Raw genomic sequence first — 22,215 nt, 5'->3', positions numbered from 1 at the left:
CCCGCATCTGCGGGCCTTTTGCAGTTCCATATAATGGCCGATCACATATGGATCGGCTTGGCGAAGGTCGCCAGGGCGGATTCGCGCACGGCTTCCGACATGGTCGGATGCGCGTGGCAGGTGCGGGCCAGATCTTCCGACGATCCGCCGAACTCCATCAGAACAGCCAGTTCGTGGATCATTTCGCCGGCATTGTAGCCGAGGATATGAGCGCCCAGGACGCGGTCCGTCGCCTTGTCGGCGAGGATCTTCACGAACCCGTCGGTGTGAAGCATGGCGCGTGCGCGACCATTGGCCGTGAACGGGAACTTGCCGACCTTGTATTCGATACCGGCAGCTTTCAGCTCTTCTTCGGTCTTGCCGACGGAAGCCACTTCCGGCTGCGTGTAGACGACGCTCGGAATGACATCGAAATTCACGTGACCGGCCTGACCGGCAATGATTTCGGCAACCGCAATGCCTTCGTCTTCGGCCTTGTGCGCCAGCATCGGTCCCTGCACCACGTCGCCGATGGCATAGATGCCTTCGACGTTGGTACGCCAGTGACCGTCGATGGCAACGCGGCCGCGATCATCGACATTCACGCCAGCTTCCTGCAGGCCGAGACCGTCCGTGTAAGGACGGCGGCCGGTCGCAATCAGAACGGCATCGGCTTCAAGCGTTTCAGCCGCACCACCCTTTAACGGTTCAAAGGTCACTTTCGCGCCCTTACCTGCCTTCTCCACGCCGGTCACCTTGGCGCCGAGCTTGAAGGCAATGCCCTGCTTTTCGAGGAGACGCTGGAACTGCTTCGACACTTCGCCGTCCATGGGCCCGAGCACCTTGTCGAGATATTCCACGACGGTGACCTTGGCGCCGAGACGCGCCCAGACGGAACCAAGTTCGAGGCCGATCACACCGCCGCCGACGACGATCAGGCTGCCCGGAACCTTGTCGAAGGAAAGCGCGCCGGTCGAGGAAACGATGACTTTCTCGTCAATATCGACCTTGACGCCGGGAATGCCGGCAACGTCGGAGCCGGTGGCGATGATGATGTTCTTTGCTTCGATTTCCTCGACCTTGCCGTCTTCGGCGGTCACGGAAACCTTGCCCTTGGCCACGATCTTGCCGGTGCCGATGAAGGACGTGATCTTGTTCTTCTTGAACAGGAATTCAACGCCGGTGACGTTGGACTTCACGGTCGCATCCTTGTGCGCCAGCATCTTGCCCAGATTGAGCTTCGGCGTCACTTCCACGCCGAGCGTATCGAAGGAATGACCGGCTTCGGCAAAAACTTCCGATGCATGCAGCAGCGCCTTGGAGGGAATGCAGCCGATATTCAGGCAGGTGCCACCGAAGGTCTTGCGCTTCTCCACAACAGCAACGGAAAGACCAAGCTGTGCAGCCTTGATCGCGGCGACATAACCGCCGGGGCCCGTACCGATGACAACCACATCGTATGACATTGAACTATCCTTCTTCAGTCTGTCCTGAACGCTTTCGGGCGACCCGGTTCATCCGGCGATGCCCTTCATCCGCAATTATTCACATGCAACCGGCATTTTTCAGGAGCCGGTCATTCCTGGTCGGGCGTGCATCCCTGAAAGCGGAACACTTCCCACTGCAGCGGCTTTTCGGGTTTTGCCGCTCCAAAATCATAACCGTCGAGCGCCGTCACCAGATCGGGCAGCAGGATCGCCTGCGCCGCCGGTTCCTCCGCCTTCGGCAGCACCTCGGCTTCCGCGCCTTCCTTCAAGGCATAGATGACGCTCTGCCAGATGCTGCAATCGTCGAGGTCTTCCGGATTGGAACCATCGCCCTTGCAGTTGAAGGTCAGCAAGGCATAGGGGCGCGCCACGCCCTCCTCCGGCCAGATCACCATGCCGCTCAGCTTGAACTCCGGCTTGTCGTTGGCCGTGATGGTGAACTCATTGGTCGGCGCCGGGGTCATTTTCAGATCATTCGGCTGCTCCGGACGGAAGGTCAGCGTGTAGGCATCGTCGCGATCACGATAGATCGCGCGGTTCTGCGTGCAAGCCGCCTGAACGGCGGTGGAGAACACCGAAAGCGCGAGCGCGGCAAAGGCGGTGGTCCTGAAAAGCTTGTGTGCAATATGCATCTGTCGGTTCTCCCTGGGTGTTCCGGCTGAGCTTTTCCGGCAGCGAATCCTCGGCTTGCGAAGATAAGGATTACATAGCCTTTTCGGTGGCAAGTTTAAGCCCCAACGCGATGAACACAACTCCGCTGGCGCGATCGATCCACTTCGAGGCGCGCGAGAAGGCCGCGCGCATCTTCGGTGTCGTCATGAAAAGGCTGACGCCGACGAACCAGGAGATCAGCGCGGTCGCCATCACGACGCCATAGCCGAGCTTCACCTCGGTCGGCGTATGGGCATGAACGACCGTGGAGAAAATCGACAGAAAGAAGAACACCGCCTTGGGGTTCAGCGCATTGGCGGCAAAGCCGAGGCCGAAGGCCCTGGCGAAGCTCTGCTGCTTGCGCGGCTCCTTTGGCGAAGCCTCCACGTCGATCTTCGTCGTACCGGCCCGCAGCGCCTTGATGCCGATATAGACCAGACAGGCCACGCCGCACCATTTGACGATGTTGAACAGGTAGATCGACTTGGAAATGATGAGCCCGAGCCCGAGCACCGTATAGGTGACATGCATCATCAGGGCGGCGCCGATACCGAAGCTCGTGATGATCGCTTCACGGCGGCCATGCAGCAGCGATTGCCGGATGACCATCGCAAGATCAGCGCCGGGGGAAACGATGGCGAAGACGAAGATCGCCATCAGGGATGCAAGTTCGAAAAGATAGGGATGCATCGTGTTTCCTTCGTTGCGCGTGTTTCACGTGCAGGCTGTCATCACAGAACCAAAGCCAGAAGCATGATACCGAGCCCCACCAGGCTGATGAGCCAGACGAAGGAACGGAAATAGGGAATGCCCGCCAGATAAAGCGGGATATAGACGATGCGGCCCAGCAACCAGAGCCACGCCCCGAGGATACCCCACCCGGACGGGTCGCCTTTCAGCACAAGCGCCAGCGCCAGACCGATGAAGGCCGGATAGGTCTCGCGGAAATTGGCGGAGGCCCGTTCCGCGCGACCGGCAAACTTGCCGGAGGGTTTCAGCCCCTCGTCGCGCGGACCGGCATTCCACCGGGAGCCGAGTTCCTTCGTTGCCGCAAAGCCCTGCAGGAGGATATGAACCACCAGCAGGACGACGCTCCCGCCGATCAGCGGCAGGAACGGGGATGCGGAGAAGAGGCCCGACTCCATCGTTCTTCCTTAGAGATCGAGAACCAGACGTTCCGGATCTTCCAGGCTTTCCTTGACGCGCACGAGGAAAGTCACGGCTTCCTTGCCGTCCACGATGCGGTGATCGTAGGAAAGCGCCAGATACATCATCGGGCGGATCACGATCTGGCCACCGACGACAACCGGACGTTCCTGGATCTTGTGCATGCCGAGGATGCCCGACTGCGGAGCGTTCAGGATCGGCGAGGACATCAGCGAACCGTACACGCCGCCATTGGTGATGGTGAACGTGCCGCCCTGCATGTCGGCCATGGACAGCGAACCGTCGCGAGCCGCCTTGGCCAGACGTCCCAGTTCCTTTTCGATTTCCGCGATCGACATGCTGTCGGCGTCACGGATGACCGGAACCACGAGACCCTTGTCCGTGCCGACGGCCATGCCGACATGGGCGAAGTTCTTGTAGATGATGTCGGTGCCGTCGATCTCGGCGTTGACCGCCGGGATTTCCTTCAGCGCATGGGTCACGGCCTTGGTGAAGAAGCCCATGAAGCCGAGCTTCACGCCATGCTTCTTTTCGAAGATGTCCTTGTACTTGGTGCGCAGTTCCATCACCGCTGACATGTCGACTTCGTTGTAGGTCGTCAGCATGGCGGCAGTGTTCTGGGCGTCCTTCAGACGCTTGGCGATCGTCTGGCGCAGGCGGGTCATCTTCACGCGTTCTTCGCGCGATGCGTCGTCAGCAGGCGATGCCGGGCGGGCAGCAGCCGGTGCGGCGGCGGCAGGAGCAGCCGAAACACCTTTTGCAATAGCGTCAAGCACATCGCCCTTCAGCACCTGACCGCGCTTGCCCGAACCTTCCACCTGATCGGCGGAAAGGTTGTTTTCAGCAAGCAACTTGGAGGCTGCCGGAGCAGGCTGCATGGCCGGGCCGGACGAGGCGGAAGCGGCTGGCGCCGCAGCAGCTGGAGCGGCAGCTGCAGGCTTGGCTTCTTCCTTCTTCGCAGCCGGGGCCGCAGCGGCGGCAGCGCCGTCACCGGAAATCTGGCCGAGAAGCGCGTTGACTTCGACCGTGTCGCCTTCCTTGGCCACGATCTCGGCCAGCACACCAGCAGCAGCAGCCGGAACTTCCACTGTCACCTTGTCGGTTTCCAGTTCCACCAGCGGTTCGTCGACAGCGACGGCATCGCCAACCTTCTTGAACCACTTTCCGATGGTTGCCTCGGTAACGGACTCCCCAAGCGTGGGAACGCGAATTTCGGTAGCCATGGTTTCTTCTTCCGTTGATCTTCAGTCTTTAAAGTTCGTTCGATGTGAATTGCCGGTCGGCGCTCAGCCGAGCGCATCCTCAAGGAAAGCGGCAAGCTGTGCAAGATGCTTCGACATCAGGCCCGTTGCAGGCGATGCTGCGGCCGGACGGCCCGCATAGCGCACGCGCTGATGCTTGGCGTCGATATGAGCGAGCACCCATTCCAGATACGGGTCGATGAACGACCATGCACCCATGTTCTTCGGCTCTTCCTGGCACCAGACCATTTCCGCCTGACGGAACCGCGACAGCTCGTTGATGAGCGCCTTGGCCGGGAACGGATAGAGCTGTTCCACGCGCAGCAGGTAGACGTCGTCGATGCCGCGCTTTTCGCGCTCTTCGTAAAGGTCGTAATAGACCTTGCCCGAGCAGAGAACGACGCGACGGATCTTTGCATCCTTCTGGAGCTTGATGCCTTCGTCCTTGTTGTACTGAGCATCGTCCCACAGCAGGCGGTGGAACGAGGATTCGCCCGACATTTCGGCCAGCGTCGAAACGGCGCGCTTGTGGCGCAGCAGCGACTTCGGCGTCATCATGATGAGCGGCTTGCGGAAGTCGCGCTTCATCTGGCGGCGCAGGATGTGGAAATAGTTGGCCGGCGTCGTGACGTTCGCCACCTGCATGTTGTCTTCGGCGCAGAGCTGGAGATAGCGTTCCAGACGAGCGGAAGAGTGTTCCGGACCCTGGCCTTCATAGCCGTGCGGCAGGAGACAGACGAGGCCGGACATGCGCAGCCACTTGCGTTCGCCCGACGAGATGAACTGGTCGAACACGACCTGTGCACCGTTGGCGAAATCGCCGAACTGGGCTTCCCACAGGACCAGAGCGCGCGGATCGGACAGCGAATAACCATATTCGTAGCCGAGCACCGCTTCTTCGGAGAGCATCGAATTGATGGCCTCGTAGATAGCCTGACCCTTCTGGATATTGTTGAGCGGAATGTAACGGTTCTGGGTTTCCTGATCGTAGAGAACCGTGTGGCGCTGCGAGAAGGTGCCGCGCTCGACGTCCTGACCCGACAGGCGGATTGGGCTGCCTTCGGCAACCAGCGAACCGAACGCCAGTGATTCGGCCGTCGCCCAGTCGATCCCCTCGCCCGTTTCCATCATCTTGGCGCGGTTGTCGAGGAAGCGCTGGATCGTGCGGTGGACATGGAAGTCCTTCGGCACTTCAACCAGCTTCTTGCCGATTTCCTTGAGCGTCTTCATCGGCACGGCGGTCTTGCCGCGGCGCTGTTCGTCGGCGTTGTCGGCAGTACGCAGACCAGCCCATGCGCCGTCCAGCCAGTCGGCCTTGTTCGGCTTGTAGCTCTGTCCGGCTTCGAATTCGGCTTCCAGATTTTCGCGCCACTGCGCTTTCATCTGGTCGATTTCTTCCTGCTTGATCAGGCCTTCGGCGATCAGCTTTTCGCTGTAGAGCTGAACCGTGGTCTTGTGCCCGCGGATCGCCTTGTACATCAGCGGCTGGGTGAAGGACGGCTCGTCGCCTTCGTTATGACCGAAGCGGCGATAGCAGAACATGTCGATGACCACCGGCTTGTGGAAGGTCATGCGGAACTCGGTCGCAACCTTGGCTGCAAACACCACGGCTTCCGGATCGTCGCCATTGACGTGGAAGATCGGCGCTTCGATCATCTTCGCCACATCCGACGGATAAGGCGACGAACGCGAGAAGGCCGGATTGGTGGTAAAACCGATCTGGTTGTTGATGATGAAATGGACCGTACCGGCAACGCGGTGGCCCTTCAGGCCCGAAAGGCCGAGACACTCGGCCACAACGCCCTGACCGGCAAAGGCGGCATCGCCGTGCAGCAGCAGCGGCAGAACCTTGGCGCGGGTTGCAAGCGGAACCATGTCGTCGCGGGTGCGACCGGCCAGCAGGTCCTGCTTGGCGCGGGCCTTGCCCATGACGACCGGGTTGACGATTTCAAGGTGCGACGGGTTGGCGGTCAGCGACAGGTGAACCTTGTTGCCGTCGAACTCACGGTCCGACGAAGCCCCCAGATGGTACTTCACGTCGCCCGAACCTTCCACGTCGTCCGGCGCGTAGGAGCCGCCCTTGAACTCGTGGAAGATGGCGCGATGCGGCTTGCCCATGACCTGGCTGAGCACGTTCAGACGGCCACGGTGGGCCATGCCGAAGATGATTTCCTTGACGCCCATGGCGCCGCCGCGCTTGACGATCTGTTCCAGCGCGGGGATCAGCGATTCACCGCCATCGAGGCCGAAACGCTTGGTGCCCTTGTACTTGACGTCGATGAACTGCTCGAAGCCTTCCGCTTCGATAAGCTTCGACAGGATGGCCTTCTTGCCTTCCGGCGTGAAAGCAACCTTCTTGTCCGGGCCTTCAATGCGTTCCTGAATCCAGGCCTTTTCAGCCGGATCGGAGATATGCATGAATTCGACGCCGATCGTGCCGCAATAGGTGCGCTTCAGGATGTCGAGCATTTCCGGCACGGTCGCATATTCGAGGCCGAGCACGTTGTCGATAAAGATCTTGCGGTTGTAGTCGGCAGGCGTGAAACCGTAGTTTTCCGGTTCCAGCTCGTTATAATCGTTCGGCTTTTCGGAGAGACCGAGCGGATCGAGATTGGCGTGCAGATGGCCGCGCATGCGATAGGCGCGGATCATCATGATGGCGCGAACGCTGTCGCGGGCAGCCTGCGTTATCTCTTCGCTGGTCAGCGCTGCGCCGGTCGCCCCCTTCGCTTCGCCCTTTGCCGCCTTGCCCTTCAGCTTGTCGGTAACGTGCTTTTCGACTTCGGCCCAGTTGCCGTCGAGCGCGGAAATCAGTTCGCCATTGGCAGCAATCGGCCAGTTCTTCCTGGTCCAGGACGCGCCTTCAGCGTTCTTCTTCACATCGTCGGCATTATCGCCCAGCTTCGCGAAGAAATCGCGCCACTGCGGATCGACCGAATTCGGATCGTCCTCATATTTGGCGTACAGCTCCTCGATATAGTCGGCATTGCCGCCATAGAGGAATGAGGTAAGGGCGAAAACGTCGTTGGCTTGTTCTTGCCTTGCCATAGCCTATCCGGAGCAGTGCTCCGTCTCCTTGTCAGTGGCTCATCTTGCGCGGGCCGGAAGTTTGAAACTTCATCCCTCACGCCGCCGGGGAGGAACCGCTACAGACCCCGGCATGACTAAACTCTACGCGTCGGAACGGATATCCGTCCCTCTAAACGGATCACATGACCCGCTCTTATGCCAAACCCGGCAGCGGCTTTCGCCGCAGCCGGGATATTCAGATCGTTACGCGATCTCAGCCCTTGAGGACTTCGACCAGCGTCTTGCCGAGCTGCGCCGGCGACGGCGACACGCGAATGCCAGCCGATTCCATGGCTGCAATCTTGTCTTCCGCGCCGCCCTTGCCGCCGGAGATCACGGCGCCGGCATGGCCCATGGTGCGTCCGGCAGGAGCCGTACGGCCAGCGATGAAGCCGACCATCGGCTTCTTGCGACCGCGCTTGGCTTCGTCCTTGAGGAACTGCGCCGCATCTTCTTCAGCCGAACCGCCGATTTCACCGATCATGACGATCGACTTGGTTTCGTCGTCGGCCAGGAACATTTCCAGCACGTCGATGAACTCGGTGCCCTTGACCGGATCGCCGCCGATACCGACAGCGGTGGTCTGGCCGAGGCCTTCGTTGGAGGTCTGGAACACTGCTTCATAGGTAAGCGTTCCGGAGCGGGAAACAACGCCCACCGAACCCTTCTTGAAGATATTGCCCGGCATGATGCCGATCTTGCATTCTTCAGGGGTCAGGATGCCCGGGCAGTTCGGTCCGAGCAGGCGCGACTTCGAGCGTTCCAGACGCTCCTTGACGCGAACCATGTCCATGACCGGAATGCCTTCGGTGATGCAGACGATGAACGGGATTTCAGCTTCGATGGCTTCGATGATCGCGTCGGCTGCACCTGCTGGCGGAACATAGATCACGGAAGCGTCGGCGCCGGTGCGTTCCTTGGCTTCGGCAACGGTTGCGAAGATCGGCAGCTTTTCGCCCTTGGCGCCTTCCCAGGTTTCGCCACCCTTCTTCGGATGGATGCCACCGACCATCTGCGTGCCGTAATAGGCAAGCGCCTGTTCGGTGTGGAAGGTGCCGGTCTTGCCGGTCAGGCCCTGTACGAGAACCTTGGTGTCCTTGTTGACGAGAATGGACATGCCTTAATTCCCCTTCACTGCAGCGACGATCTTCTGCGCCGCATCGTCGAGATCGTCGGCCGAAATGACGTTCAGGCCGCTCTCGTTGATGATCTTCTTGCCGAGTTCGACATTGGTGCCTTCGAGACGGACAACCAGCGGAACCTTGAGGCCGACTTCCTTGACCGCGGCGATCACGCCTTCGGCGATAACGTCGCACTTCATGATGCCGCCAAAGATGTTGACCAGAATGCCCTGGACAGCCGGATCAGCGGTGATGATCTTGAACGCCGCCGTCACCTTCTCCTTGGAAGCGCCGCCGCCAACGTCGAGGAAGTTGGCAGGTTCTGCGCCGTAGAGCTTGATGATGTCCATCGTTGCCATGGCAAGGCCTGCGCCGTTGACCATGCAGCCGATATTGCCATCGAGCGCGACATAGGCGAGGTCGTACTTGGAAGCTTCGATTTCTTTTTCGTCTTCTTCCGACAGATCGCGCAGTTCCTGAATGTCAGGATGACGGAACAGGGCGTTGCCGTCGAACGACACCTTGGCGTCGAGAACGCGCACGCGGCCATCGGTCATGACGATCAGCGGATTGATTTCCAGAAGGCTCATGTCCTTCTCGGTGAAGGCCTTGTAGAGGATCGGGAACAGCTTGACGCCGTCTTCGCGAGCCTGGCCTTCAAGCTTCAGCGCATCGGCGAGCTTGTTGGCGTCCTCATCCGTCACGCCCTTGGCAGGGTCGATGGCCACGGTGACGATCTTTTCAGGGGTTTCCTCGGCAACAGCTTCGATGTCCATGCCGCCTTCGGTCGAAACGACGAAAGCCGGACGGCCAATGGTGCGGTCGATCAGGATCGAGAGATAAAGCTCGCGATCGATGTCGGCGCCGTCTTCGATGTAGAGACGGTTGACCTGCTTGCCGGCAGGGCCGGTCTGCTTGGTGACGAGCGTGTTGCCGAGCATTTCCTTCGCATTGGCAACCACTTCCTCGACAGACTTGGCGAGGCGCACGCCGCCCTTTGCATCGGCTGGCAGTTCCTTGAACTTGCCCTTGCCGCGTCCGCCAGCATGGATCTGGCTCTTGACGACATAAAGCGGTCCGGGAAGCGTCTTTGCCCATTCTTCCGCCTGTTCGACGGAATAGACAGCCACACCATTGGCGATCGGTGCGCCGTAGGTGTGAAGCAGGCGCTTGGCCTGGTATTCGTGAATATTCATCTGGTTGTCCTCTGCGGATTCCCGGTCCGTTGCATATTGGGATTGAACGGAACCGGTACGGATTGACAGCCGGAAAAGGCCGGAGCCGCAGGCAAGCGACAATCCGGCCTTGTCTGGAATTTACTTCAGCGACGGAGCGATGGCGATGCAGGCTTCGCAAAGACCGGCGACGGAGGCCACCGACTTGTCGAACTGCGCCTTCTCGTCCTTGTCGAGATCGATTTCGATGATGCGCTCGACGCCATTGGCGCCGATCACGGTCGGCACGCCGACATACATGTCCTTGACGCCATACTGGCCGGAAAGCTGGGCAGCAACCGGCAGGACGCGCTTCTTGTCCTTGAGGTAGGATTCAGCCATCTGGATGGCCGACGAGGCCGGAGCGTAGAAAGCCGAACCGGTCTTGAGCAGGCCGACGATTTCCGCGCCGCCGTCACGGGTGCGCTGGATGATCTTGTCGAGCTCGTCCTGGCTGGTCCAGCCCATCTTGACGAGATCTGGCAGCGGGATGCCGGCAACGGTCGAGTAACGGGCGAGCGGAACCATGCTGTCGCCGTGGCCGCCCAGCACGAATGCCGTGACGTCTTCAACCGAGACGTTGAATTCTTCCGAGAGGAAATAACGGAAGCGGGCGCTGTCGAGAACGCCGGCCATGCCGACGACCTTGTGCGCCGGAAGACCGGAGAACTTCTGCAGCGCCCAGACCATGGCGTCGAGCGGGTTGGTGATGCAGATGACGAAAGCTTCAGGGGCATATTTCTTGATGCCCGCGCCAACCTGCTCCATCACCTTGAGGTTGATGCCCAGAAGGTCGTCGCGGCTCATGCCCGGCTTGCGCGGCACGCCTGCGGTCACGATGACAACGTCTGCGCCTTCGATTGCAGCGTAGTCGTTGGCGCCGGTGTACTTCGCATCAAAACCGTCAACGGGCGAAGATTCGGCAATGTCCAGTCCCTTACCCTGCGGGATGCCTTCCGCAATGTCGAAAAGGACGACGTCGCCGAGTTCCTTCAGACCGGCCAGATGAGCGAGCGTGCCGCCGATCATGCCGGAGCCGATGAGGGCAATCTTGTTGCGTGCCATGATTGTTTCTTTCCTCACTTTTGATCCAGAAACGCATCAAGCCATCCGGAATCCTCCCCGGAAACGCTCAAGCGTTGGAACTGCGAGATAGGACTCTTTGGCGATAAACTCAACTCATTATTTTGCGACCAATGTTTTCAATCGGTTAGATTTATTGGTTCTTACGTAAACGTAAGATAATTTGTCAATATCAAGGCAAAAACACCCTTCCCGCCGTCGCAGACCATCCCCGACGAAGCGGCGAGGGAGCGACTGGCAAGCTGCCAATTCCAACAGCGTCGCACACCCGTCAGAAACCGGTTCCGGATTCCAGACGGGCGCCGTATCGGAAGTGCCGCGCAAACGCGCCCCGCCTCCGCATGAATTGCGTGAGCAACATAGCCCACCCGGCTTATAAGTCCAGTCTGTGGCAGTCTGATGATGGGGCCGCTTGACGAGGAGGGACGCGGAAGGTCTCAACCGGCCTTGCCGGGAGGCTCGGCCAGATATTCCGCGCTCTGCATCTCGAAGAGGCGGGAAGCGGTGCGGTCGAACTCGAAGGCCTCGGTGCCCTTGCTGGCAAGATAGAGCTTTTCCGGCTGCGCTTCGGCGGAAATGAACACCCGCGCATGATGATCGTAAAGCACGTCTATCAGCAGGATGAAGCGCTTTGCCTCGTTGCGGCGCGCATAGTCCAGCACCGGCACATCCTCGATGAACAGCGTCGGATAATGCTTGACGATGGCGATATAGTCCGAGGCGCCGAGCGGCTTCGTGCAGAGCGCATCGAAAGTGAAGCGCGCCGCGCCATGCACGGAACGGGCGATCTCGATGTCGCGCCCCTTGATGCGGATGACGTCCGGCTTTTCCTGCGCGCCATCCTTCTGTGCCGCCCAGGCCGCATCCATGCGCCTGGTGGTTTCAGCACCGAGCGGCGACAGATAGACCGGCTGGCGGTCCAGCTTTTCAAGGCGGTAATCGGTGCGGGAATCCAGATTGATCACATCGACATGGTTCTTGAGGATATCGATGAAGGGCAGGAAGAGCTGCCGGTTCAGGCCGTCACGGTAAAGATTGTCCGGCGCGACGTTGGATGTCGCCACCAGCACCACGCCACGGGCGAAGAGCGCGCTGAACAGGCGCGACAGGATCATCGCATCGGCAATGTCGGTCACGGTGAATTCATCGAAGCAAAGAACCCAGGCCTGCTGGCTGAGCGCGTCCGCCACCGGCGGTATCGGATCGTCCTGCTTGGTCTCGCCGCGCTTCAGCGCCTGACGGTGCGCATAGATGCGCTCATGCACATCCGCCATGAAATCGTTGAAATGCGCACGGCGCTTGCGTTCGACCGGCAGAAGCGAAAAGAACATGTCCATCAGCATGGTCTTGCCGCGTCCGACCTCGCCATGCACGTAAAGCCCCTTGATGACGCTCGTCGCCTCCTTGCGCTTGCCGAACAGCCAGCCGAGCGCGCTCGACTTGCGTGACAGGCGCCGGGTGCAGATTTCCTCGATCAGCCGGTCGTAACGGACGGTAAGTTCGAGTTGAGCGGGATCGGCGTCCACATCGCCTGCCGCGACCATCGCATCGTAATGTTCGCGGACGGAGGGGAAGGCTTTCAGATTACCGTCGAAAGACATGATTGCTTCCGTTCAACCTTTCAATTGCAAAAACGGCGGACCATCTTGCGATGATCCGCCTGTCTCCACAGCGCATCCCGAAACTTGCGAAGCGGTTTTCGGGCAAGATGCGCGGCAAAACAAACAATTGGAGCGCCGATCTGATTCAATCAGATCGAAATGCGCTCCAAACGAAAGAATGTCTTAGCGCGAGAGCGATACGGCCTGACCGCCCGAGGTCTGTCCATCGAAGCGGCTCGCCCCCGAGGAATAGAGCGAGGCGACGGTGCCGCCATTCGCATCATAGAGAACGAGCTGCTTGCCGTTGACGGCCCAGGAAGCGAGATTGCCGAGTTCACCGGGGCAGCGCAGCGGACCAGCGCGGAAGCCCTGGCCATATTTGGTCTGCGGCGTCGCGATCTTGCAGCTCTGACCGCCAAGCGATGCGTTCCACACACCGGCGACGGAGCCGGGCGTCAGATCGGGCGCGGAAGCCGGCGGCAGGCTTGCAACCTGCGTGCCCGGCTGCGCGTTCGGGTTCGTGGTCGGAGCCGTCGGGAACTGCGAAGCATTGGGAGAAGAAAGATTGCCCTTCTGCACCGTGCCAGCCGGAGCGGCGGCTACGGGTGGTGGCGGCGGCGGTGGCGAAACCGTATCGAGATTGCCGAACCGGGAGCTCTGGCACCCGGCCAGGACAATGCCAGCCGCCGCGAGGCTGAGCAGACTTGCTTTCGAAATTCCCATCTGGTTCTCCATTTCCGCATTTCTCATCTGGGGTGGGGATGCCCCGGGCTTCCTACCGAAGCCCTGCAATGTGACAATATTGGACCGATAAAATGGCTATATGGTTAAAAAAGCAACACCGAATACTGTCATTTTTCCCCTCCAAACCCTTCAAGATCGCTTGAAACCGCATGATAATCCTGAAACTGGGACAGGAAGGCCACAGTTTCTCCGATATTGGGGGCTGTTCTGCAGAAACCTCCGGGCCGCAACTTTTCCCAATCTCATCCGGGTACTGGCAATTTGCGGGCTTTTCCGCCATATAGACCCTAATTGTCCCATAGGCTTCATGAGCATAAGCCGCAGGAAAACGGAACCACGATAGTTATGGCCACCAGGGCAGCCTTCGCCAAGATGAACGGGCTCGGCAATCAGATCATCGTTGCCGACATGCGCGGCCGCGCGGACCGGATCACGCCTGAAGCCGCGATCCGTCTTGCAAGCGACAGCGAGACCGCCTTCGATCAGATCATGGCGATCCATGATCCACGTACAGCGGGAACCGACAACTATATCGCGATCATCAATTGCGACGGCACACAAGCACAGGCTTGCGGCAATGGCACGCGCTGCGTGGTGCAGGCGCTGGCCGCCGAAACCGGCAGGCAGGCCTTCACCTTCGAGACCCGCGCCGGAATTCTGACCGCAACGGAACACGAAGATGGCCTGATTTCGGTCGACATGGGCAAGCCGCGCTTCGACTGGCAGGACATTCCGCTTGCCGAAGAGTTTCGCGATACGCGCATGATCGAACTGCAGGTCGGCCCCATCGACGCGCCGGTGCTGCATTCGCCGTCGGTCGCATCCATGGGCAATCCGCACGCCATCTTCTGGGTCGACCGCGATGTCTGGTCCTATGAGCTGGAAAAGTTCGGACCGCTTCTGGAACATCATCCGATCTTCCCGGAACGCGCCAATATCTCCATTGCCGAGGTCACGTCGCCCGAGACGATGAACCTGCGCACATGGGAGCGTGGCGCGGGCCTCACCCGCGCCTGCGGTTCCGCCGCCTGCGCCGCAGCCGTCTCCGCAGCGCGCACGCGCCGCACGGGGCGAACTGTCACCGTCAATGTTCCGGGCGGTCCTCTCCTGATCGAATGGCGTGATGATGATCACGTCATCATGACCGGACCGGCCGAATGGGAGTTTTCCGGCACTTTCGATCCCGCAACCGGCGAATGGAGCCGCGACGCCCAGTCTCACAAGCCATCTGACAGGGGTGCAGCCTGATGTCGGTGGAAGTCGTCACATTCGGATGCCGCCTCAACACCTATGAATCGGAGGTGATGAAGCGCGAAGCCGACGCCGCCGGACTTGGTGAACTGAAGGACGGGGCGATCATCTTCAATACCTGCGCCGTGACGGCGGAAGCTGTGCGTCAGGCGCGTCAGGCGATCCGCAAGGCACGCCGTGAAAACCCGGAAGCGCGCATCATCGTCACCGGCTGCGCTGCGCAGACCGAAGCGGACAATTTCGCCGCCATGGATGAAGTCGACCTCATTCTCGGCAATGAGGAAAAGCTCAAATCCAACTCCTACCGGATGCTGCCGGATTTCGGCGTCAACCAGTTCGAAAAGGTGCGCGTCAACGACATCATGGAAGTGCGCGAAACCGCAAGCCATATGGTCGATGCCATCGAGGGTCGCGCGCGCGCCTTCGTGCAGGTGCAGAACGGCTGCGACCATCGCTGCACCTTCTGCATTATTCCCTATGGCCGCGGCAATTCCCGCTCGGTGCCGATGGGTGCGGTGGTGGACCAGGTCAAGCGTCTCGTCGGCAATGGCTATGCCGAAGTGGTGCTGACCGGCGTGGACATGACCTCCTACGGTCCCGATCTTCCCGGCAATCTGCGCCTCGGCAAATTGGTGAAGACTGTTCTCAATCAGGTGCCGGATTTGCAGCGCCTGCGTCTTTCCTCCATCGATTCCATCGAGGCCGATGACGATCTGATGGATGCGATTGCCAATGAAAAGCGGCTGATGCCGCATCTGCATCTGTCGCTGCAGGCGGGTGACGACATGATCCTGAAGCGCATGAAGCGTCGCCACTTGCGCGACGATTCGATCCGCTTCTGCGAAACGGCGCGCGGGCTTCGTCCCGATATCGTCTTCGGCGCCGACATCATTGCCGGTTTCCCGACCGAAACCGAGGAGATGTTCCAGAACTCGCTGAAAATCGTCGAGGAATGTGGCCTCTCCCACCTGCACGTCTTCCCCTACAGCGCGCGCGAAGGCACGCCTGCCGCCCGCATGCCGCAGGTGCGACGCGAAATCGTCAAGGAACGCGCTGCCCGCCTGCGCGCGGAAGGCGACCGTGCCTATGAAAAGCATCTTGGCGCGCTGAATGGCACCATGCAGCGCCTTCTGGTCGAGAAGGAAGGCATTGCGCGCACGGAAGGCTTTACGCTGGCATCGGTTGACGGCGGCGCACCGGGCGAAATCATCGAACGTATCGTGACAGGCCATGACGGTGAAAAACTCCTCACCCGTCAGGCAGAGCCGCAAGCGGCTTGAAGCTTAAGGGCATCAGAATTCATGGCAATGGGTTTCATCAAGAAAATGTTCTCCTTCGGCAAGAAGGAGGTCGAGGAAAAACCGGTTGAACAACCGGCCCCCGATGCCGTGGAAGCGGCTTTGGAAACAGAGCTTCCTGAAACCGCCGCAGCGCCTGAAGAAACGCAAGACACCGCCGTTGAAGTGGTCGTTTCCGAACCGGAAATGCCGGTGATCGCCCGCGAGCCGGAGCCGATGGAAGAGCCTGCCTCTGAAACGGTTGAGGAGGAAAAGGCGAAACCGGAACATCCGGTCGCCGAGATCGAAATCCCGATCGAACAGCCTCCGGTGATGGAACCCATCGCGGTCGAGGCACCTGCGCCAGAACCGGTTGTCGAAACTGTTGTTGAGCCTGTCGTTGAGCCCGGGCCGGAACCGGTTTCCGAACCCGAGCAGCCCGAAGTCGCAAAAGCTCCTGATGCAGCTGTAGTAAAGGAAGCAGTCGAACCCGCAGCTCAGCCGGAGCCGGTGAAGCCCAAGAAGGTTAAGGTCGCCAAGGCCGTCGAGGAACACAAGGAAGAAGCCCCGGTTGAGGCAGCGCCTGAACCAAAGCTGTCCTGGTTCGAGAGGCTGCGTCGCGGCCTGCTCCGTTCATCGAATTCACTCAGCGAATCCATCGGCGGCATTTTCACCAAGCGCAAGCTCGATGACGACACGCTGCAGGATCTCGAAGATGTGCTGATTCAGGCCGATCTCGGGCTTGAAACCGCCATGCGCGTCACCGACGCGCTTGCCTCGGGACGCTACGGCAAGGACGTGACGGGCGAGGAAGTGCGCACCATCATGGGCGCGGAAATCGAAAAGGTTCTGGGCCCGGTGGCAAAGCCGCTGGAGCTTGACCTGTCGCACAAGCCGCATGTGATCCTCGTCGTCGGCGTCAACGGCACCGGCAAGACGACGACCATCGGCAAGCTTGCCGCAAAGCTCACCGCTGGCGGCCTCAAGGTCATGCTCGCGGCAGGCGATACGTTCCGCGCAGCCGCGATCGAACAGCTGCATATATGGGGCGAGCGTACCGGCTCACCGGTCGTCTCCTCCAAGCTCGGCGCCGACGCGGCGGGGCTTGCCTATGATGCATGGGAAAAGGCCAAGGAAGCGGGCAGCGATGTGCTGATCATCGATACGGCGGGACGCTTGCAGAACAAGGCCGAACTGATGGACGAGCTTGCCAAGATCGTGCGCGTTCTGGGCAAGCATGACCCGGAAGCGCCGCATACGGTGTTGCAGACGCTCGACGCCACCACTGGCCAGAACGCGCTTAATCAGGTCGAGATTTTCAAGAATATCGCGGGCGTCAACGGCCTCGTCATGACCAAGCTTGACGGAACCGCGCGCGGCGGCATTCTGGTAGCGATTTCGGCCAAGCATAAACTGCCGATCTATTTCATCGGCGTCGGCGAAGGCGTCGACGATCTGGAACCCTTTGCGGCCAAGGATTTTGCCCGCGCCATCGCAGGAGTTGCCTGATGGAGCATCCCGTTTTCGAGCGCGACCCGTCGCAGAAAAGTGAAGTCGAGCGCCGGGAAGTCCCGCCGCTCCTGAAGCTGGCGCTGGAACTTGGACCGCTTCTGGTCTTCTTCTTCGCCAATGCGCGCGGTGAAATGCTGATCGAGCGTTTTCCGGTGCTGGCTTCCATCGGCGCGCCTATCTTTCTGGCGACAGCCCTTTTCATGGCGGCAACCGTGATCGCGCTTGCCATTTCATGGTCGATGACGCGCACGCTGCCCATCATGCCGCTCGTCTCCGGCATTGTCGTGCTGGTGTTTGGCGCGCTGACGCTCTGGCTGCACAATGACACCTTCATCAAGATGAAGCCCACCATCGTCAACACGCTGTTCGGCGCGATCTTGCTGGGCGGGCTTTTCTTCGGCAAATCCCTGCTCGGCTATGTCTTCGATTCGGCCTTCCGTCTCGATGCCGAGGGCTGGAGAAAACTGACGCTGCGCTGGGGCCTGTTCTTCATCTTCCTCGCCGTGGTCAACGAACTTGTCTGGCGGAATTTTTCGACCGATGCCTGGGTATCGTTCAAGGTCTGGGGCATTATGCCCATCACCGTTGTCTTCACGCTTTTACAAATGCCGCTTATCCAGAAGCATTCACTGACGGAAGACAACAAGACCGCGTCGTAACGGGAGGACGGACACCATGAACGACATCGCATCACGGCTTGAAATCGAACAGTTCATCTGCCGCAGCGACAATTACGGCGTCCTCATTCACGATCCGCAAAGCGCGCTCACCGCTTCCATCGATGCGCCCGACGCGGCGGCTGTCGAGGCGGCGCTGAAACGGCGCGGCTGGACGCTCGACTTCATCTTCACCACCCACCACCACCTCGACCATGTGGAAGGCAATGAAGCGCTGAAGGCGAAATACGGGGTCGGCATCATCGGTCCCAAGGCCGAGGAAACGAAGATTCCGGGCATCGACCGGACCGTGAAGGACGGCGACGAGTTCACCTTCGGGCTCTTCCGGGTGAAGGCCATCGCTACACCGGGGCATACGGCGGGCGAAATCTCCTACTATATTCCCGACGCGAAAGCCGTCTTCACCGGCGACACGCTGTTCGCGCTCGGTTGCGGGCGGCTTTTCGAGGGAACGCCGCTCACCATGTTCCAGTCGCTTCAGAAGCTGATTGCGCTTCCCGGCGGCACGGCGGTCTATTGCGGCCATGAATATACCGAAAGCAATGCCCGCTTTGCGCTGACCATCGACCCGGCCAATTCCGCACTCAAGGAGCGTGCCGCAGAGATTGCGCGCCTGCGTGCCGCCGACCGCATGACATTGCCGTCAAGCATCGCGCTTGAAATGGCGACGAACCCTTTCCTGCGCTGGCACGATGCAGGCATTCGCAGCCGCCTCGGCTTGCAGGATGCGCCCGACGAAGCCGTGTTTGCCGAAATCCGCAAGCGCAAGGATATGTTCTGACATATGGTATTGAGCGCGAATCGTTCCACAGTTCGAGGATAGAAGAATGACGGTGTTATCCCGTTTCAAGATTGCAGGCTGCGCCGTTTTCCTCGGCCTCTCGCTTGTCGCCCTGCCCGGTTCGATGACTGCCGCGTTTGCCGATGACCTGCTGCTCGACGTCGCACCGAAGCAGACGCCTGCCGAGATCAATAATTTCAAGCTGAGCGAAGATTTCCTCTCGCGCATGGAAAAGGTGCAGGAACAGCTGGGCGGCATGGAACTTTCGGCGACGGAAGAGGAAGGACAGGACGCCACGCCTTCTTTCGACAAGATGGTGAAGAGCGTCGAATCCCGCCCGCAGGTCGTGGAAGTGCTCAAGGCCCAGAACATAACGCCCAGCGATTATATCCTAGGCTATTTCGCCCTGATGAGCAGCCTTGCGGCGGCTGATGCGGAGAGCGAGCCGCAGCTGGTGGACGAGTTGAAGGACATCAATCCCGAACATCTCGCCTTCGGCAAGCAATATAGCGAACGCATCCGCGTCCTGATCGGCGAGTAAGTTTTCCGCGATTGCCAATCTCCTCATCTTGAGGAGGTATCTTGAGCTTGCGAAGGATACCGTCTCGAAAGATCGGAGATGGACCCTTCGAGACGCGGCCCTCGAATTCTCGGGCCGCTCCTCAGGATGAGGGACGGAAAAACAGAGCAGTGGGAACCGCTCTAAGTATTTTCTTCATCGCATTATCCCACGCATCGAAGCGGGATAAGAAATCAGTCCAGTGGACTGATTTCCCCGTGTAGACGTTTCACACTTTTGCTGGAAATGCTCTATTTTACCGCACAGGTTGCCTCAAAAGCCGCAATGCGTTGATCGTCACAAGAACGGTCGCGCCCGTATCGGCCAGAATGGCGGGCCAGAGGCCGGTGATGCCCAGCACCGTGGTCACCAGAAAGACAGCCTTCAATCCAAGCGCTATGGCAATGTTCTGATGGATATTGCGCATGGTCCGCTTGGAAAGGTCGACCATTTCCTCCACATCGCCAACCCGGCCGTGCAGCACGGCGGCGTCCGCCGTTTCCAGCGCCACATCGGTGCCGCCGCCCATGGCGATGCCGACATCGGCGGCGGCAAGCGCTGGCGCGTCGTTGATGCCGTCGCCGATCTTGGCGACGATCAGCCCTTCCTTGCGCAATTCGCCGACGATGCGCTGCTTGTCTTCCGGCAGAAGCTCGGCCCGCACCTCTATCCCCAGATCGCGCCCGATGGCTTCCGCCGTGCGGCGATTGTCGCCGGTCAGCATGACGGTGCGGATGTTGGCCGCCTTCAACTCCCGCAAGCCGGCAATGGCATCGGCGCGCGGCTCGTCGCGCATGGCGATCGCACCGGCGATCCTGCCATTGGCAACCAGCACGGAAACCGTCTTGCCTTCGTCGTTGCAGGCGGCAATGCGGTTCGCCAGCGCATCCGGAATAGCCGCAATATCATTGGCGGCGCGGCGGGAACCCAGAAACAGGTCCTTCTCGCCCACCATGCCCGACACGCCCTTGCCGCCATGGGCCTTTCCTCCCGCCACCGGGGCAAGTTTCAGGCCGCGCTGTTCTGCGGCACCGACAATCGCCAGCGCCAGCGGGTGGCTTGAGCCCGCATCCAGCGACGCGGCAAGACGCAGCACTTCATCTTCCGGCAGGTCGCCCGCCAGCACATCGGTCACCTTCGGCTTGCCTTCGGTCAGCGTGCCGGTCTTGTCGAAGCAGGCCGCCGTGATCTTGCCGATGGTTTCCAGCACCGCGCCGCCCTTCATCAGAAGACCGCGCCGGCGCCCGACGAGAGCGCGGCTGCAATAGCCGCGGGCGTGGAAATGACCAGCGCGCAGGGGCAGCCGATCAGGAGGATCGCAAGTCCCTTGTAGATCCATTCGTTCCAGTCGCCGCCCGCAAGAAGCGGCGGCAGGATGGCGACCAGCGCCGCCACGACCACCACGCCCGGCGTGTAATAGGTCGAAAAACGATTGATGAAACGCTCGGTCGGCGCCTTGGCTTCCTGCGCTTCCTCGACCAGCCGCACGACGCGGGCGATGGTGTTATCCTGCGCGGCAGCCGTGACCCGGACCCGCAGCACGCCGTCACCATTGATCGTGCCGGCAAAAACCGTGTCGCCTTCAGCCTTGCCGACCGGCGTGCTTTCACCGGTGACGGGCGCTTCATCGACTGCACTTTCACCTGTCAGGATTTCACCATCGGCAGGCATGCGGTCGCCGGGCCGCACGGAAATCACATCGCCAACCGCCAGGCTGTCAGCCGCAACCTCCGAAGTCGTCCCGTTTTCTCGAGAAACGCAGTCTTCGGCACCAGCGCGGTGAGCGACTGGATGCTGGCGCGCGCCTTTCCGGCGGCCACCCCTTCCAGAAGCTCACCGACCAGGAACAGAAACACGACGGCTGCCGCTTCCTCGGTCGCGCCAATGAACATGGCACCTATGGCGGCAATCGTCATCAGCATCTCGATGGAAAACGGCGTACCGTTGAAGCCCGCCATATAGGCGCGCCTGGCAATCGGCACGAGACCGATCAGCATCGCCGCCGTGAAAGCCCACAGTTCGATCGCCGGGTAGAGATGCCCGGCTATATAGGCGGCGACCAGCCCGCCGCCGCAGGCCAGCATCATCTGGCCCTTCTTCGAGCGCCACCACGGCAGCGGTTTTGCAGGCCCGCTTGCCTTTGGCGCAACCCTGCCGCCGCTGGCAGCGGGAGCGGTGTCGGCAAGCGTGGTCCTGTAGCCCAGAGCCGTCACCTTGGCGGCGATTTCATCGCTCTTCGCCGTCCCGTCATGATTGACGTTCATCGCGCCATTGGTCACGGAGACAGACACGTCCGTCACGCCGGGCAGGCGGCGCACGGCGGTATTGATCTTGGCCGCGCAGGATGCGCAATCCATGCCATCGACCCGAAAGCGCAGACTGTCCGGCGTTGCCGCAATCTCGCTGTGGCCGTCATGATCGTGCTCATGCCCGTGATCATGCGCATGATCGTGGTGGTCGTGGTTACCGCCACACGCCCCGTGGTCATGGTCATGGTGAGAATGATCGTGCGAATGCTCGTCCTTTGCCGGGGCTTTTTCCGAGGCGACCGGCTCCGCGCCATATCCGAGACTGCGAACCTTGGCGGCAATCTTGTCGAGATCGCCCGTTCCATCATGGCTGACGGTCATCGTGCCTCCCGCAACCGAAACGGAGACATCATTGATCCCCCGCACGCGCCGCACGGCGGTTTCGATCTTGGCCGCGCAGGACGCGCAATCCATACCGTCGATGCGAAAGCGAATCTGGTTCAGTGTTTCACTCATGATCTGCTCTTTTCAGGACTGCTCTTGAATTGTCTT

At 60.4% G+C, this 22,215-nt stretch carries 17 protein-coding genes and 1 pseudogene; 6 read left to right on the top strand and 12 right to left on the bottom strand.

Annotated elements, in window-relative coordinates; translation table 11 throughout:
* Positions 1–41: 41 nt before the first annotated feature.
* From lpdA to ACS5UA_RS13200, 11 genes are all read right to left on the bottom strand, one after another.
* Positions 42–1,445: a dihydrolipoyl dehydrogenase gene (lpdA, locus tag ACS5UA_RS13250; protein ID WP_253176171.1), complete on the bottom strand. Its 1,404-nt coding sequence runs from the start codon at positions 1,443–1,445 to the stop codon at positions 42–44.
* A gap of 110 nt (positions 1,446–1,555) precedes the next feature.
* Positions 1,556–2,098 (bottom strand): hypothetical protein, encoded by a 543-nt coding sequence (locus ACS5UA_RS13245; RefSeq protein ID WP_063619766.1) that lies wholly within the window; start codon positions 2,096–2,098, stop codon positions 1,556–1,558.
* 70 nt (positions 2,099–2,168) lie between these two features.
* Entirely contained in the window at positions 2,169–2,807 is a 639-nt protein-coding gene (locus ACS5UA_RS13240; RefSeq protein ID WP_443101401.1) for a LysE family translocator, read from the bottom strand.
* A gap of 41 nt (positions 2,808–2,848) precedes the next feature.
* Positions 2,849–3,262 carry an MAPEG family protein gene (locus tag ACS5UA_RS13235; protein ID WP_100647531.1) on the bottom strand — a complete coding sequence of 138 codons (414 nt, stop codon included), beginning with the start codon at positions 3,260–3,262 and terminating at the stop codon, positions 2,849–2,851.
* A 9-nt stretch (positions 3,263–3,271) separates the two neighbouring features.
* Positions 3,272–4,507, bottom strand: a complete 1,236-nt coding sequence (odhB, locus tag ACS5UA_RS13230) for a 2-oxoglutarate dehydrogenase complex dihydrolipoyllysine-residue succinyltransferase (RefSeq protein WP_113474239.1) — start codon at positions 4,505–4,507, stop codon at positions 3,272–3,274.
* A 63-nt stretch (positions 4,508–4,570) separates the two neighbouring features.
* The gene (locus ACS5UA_RS13225) at positions 4,571–7,573 is read right to left on the bottom strand and encodes a 2-oxoglutarate dehydrogenase E1 component (protein WP_006467989.1); all 3,003 of its coding nucleotides are present in this window, start codon (positions 7,571–7,573) and stop codon (positions 4,571–4,573) included.
* Positions 7,574–7,808: 235 nt separating this feature from the next.
* Positions 7,809–8,711, bottom strand: a complete 903-nt coding sequence (gene sucD, locus ACS5UA_RS13220; RefSeq protein WP_006467990.1) for a succinate--CoA ligase subunit alpha — start codon at positions 8,709–8,711, stop codon at positions 7,809–7,811.
* Between the two features lie 3 nt (positions 8,712–8,714).
* Positions 8,715–9,911: an ADP-forming succinate--CoA ligase subunit beta gene (gene sucC / locus ACS5UA_RS13215; RefSeq protein WP_443101400.1), complete on the bottom strand. Its 1,197-nt coding sequence runs from the start codon at positions 9,909–9,911 to the stop codon at positions 8,715–8,717.
* Between the two features lie 120 nt (positions 9,912–10,031).
* On the bottom strand, positions 10,032–10,994 hold the full coding sequence (gene mdh / locus ACS5UA_RS13210) for a malate dehydrogenase (RefSeq protein ID WP_443101399.1): 963 nt from the start codon (positions 10,992–10,994) through the stop codon (positions 10,032–10,034).
* Positions 10,995–11,449: 455 nt separating this feature from the next.
* The gene (gene zapE, locus ACS5UA_RS13205) at positions 11,450–12,613 is read right to left on the bottom strand and encodes a cell division protein ZapE (protein ID WP_253176170.1); all 1,164 of its coding nucleotides are present in this window, start codon (positions 12,611–12,613) and stop codon (positions 11,450–11,452) included.
* 183 nt (positions 12,614–12,796) lie between these two features.
* Positions 12,797–13,336 carry a protease inhibitor Inh/omp19 family protein gene (locus ACS5UA_RS13200; protein WP_006470966.1) on the bottom strand — a complete coding sequence of 180 codons (540 nt, stop codon included), beginning with the start codon at positions 13,334–13,336 and terminating at the stop codon, positions 12,797–12,799.
* 366 nt (positions 13,337–13,702) lie between these two features.
* Here ACS5UA_RS13200 and dapF point away from each other — a divergent pair, with 366 nt between their 5' ends.
* Genes dapF through ACS5UA_RS13170 form a run of 6 tightly spaced genes read left to right on the top strand, consistent with a single transcriptional unit; the run spans position 13,703 to position 19,396 of the window.
* A complete protein-coding gene (gene dapF, locus ACS5UA_RS13195; protein WP_021587494.1) occupies positions 13,703–14,605 on the top strand; it encodes a diaminopimelate epimerase in 903 nt (300 codons plus the stop codon).
* Entirely contained in the window at positions 14,605–15,888 is a 1,284-nt protein-coding gene (gene mtaB, locus ACS5UA_RS13190; protein WP_112671772.1) for a tRNA (N(6)-L-threonylcarbamoyladenosine(37)-C(2))-methylthiotransferase MtaB, read from the top strand. Before dapF ends, mtaB begins: the two co-directional genes overlap by 1 nt.
* Positions 15,889–15,909: 21 nt before the next feature.
* Positions 15,910–17,394 (top strand): signal recognition particle-docking protein FtsY, encoded by a 1,485-nt coding sequence (gene ftsY / locus ACS5UA_RS13185; RefSeq protein ID WP_112671774.1) that lies wholly within the window; start codon positions 15,910–15,912, stop codon positions 17,392–17,394.
* Positions 17,394–18,056, top strand: coding sequence for a septation protein A (locus ACS5UA_RS13180; RefSeq protein ID WP_006470971.1), 663 nt, complete (start codon positions 17,394–17,396; stop codon positions 18,054–18,056). Before ftsY ends, ACS5UA_RS13180 begins: the two co-directional genes overlap by 1 nt.
* A gap of 16 nt (positions 18,057–18,072) precedes the next feature.
* Positions 18,073–18,855 (top strand): hydroxyacylglutathione hydrolase, encoded by a 783-nt coding sequence (gloB, locus tag ACS5UA_RS13175; protein WP_443101398.1) that lies wholly within the window; start codon positions 18,073–18,075, stop codon positions 18,853–18,855.
* 46 nt (positions 18,856–18,901) lie between these two features.
* The gene (locus ACS5UA_RS13170; RefSeq protein WP_006468000.1) at positions 18,902–19,396 is read left to right on the top strand and encodes a hypothetical protein; all 495 of its coding nucleotides are present in this window, start codon (positions 18,902–18,904) and stop codon (positions 19,394–19,396) included.
* 274 nt (positions 19,397–19,670) lie between these two features.
* On the opposite strand, the pseudogene ACS5UA_RS13165 reads toward ACS5UA_RS13170, so the two are convergent.
* Positions 19,671–22,167: pseudogene (locus tag ACS5UA_RS13165) on the bottom strand (heavy metal translocating P-type ATPase).
* Positions 22,168–22,215 lie beyond the last annotated feature (48 nt).

Source organism: Brucella sp. RRSP16, assembly GCF_052246815.1.
Classification (GTDB): Bacteria; Pseudomonadota; Alphaproteobacteria; order Rhizobiales; family Rhizobiaceae; genus Brucella; species Brucella intermedia.
Note: the sequence above shows the minus strand (reverse complement) of the source record. Positions and strands in the feature narration are given on the sequence as shown.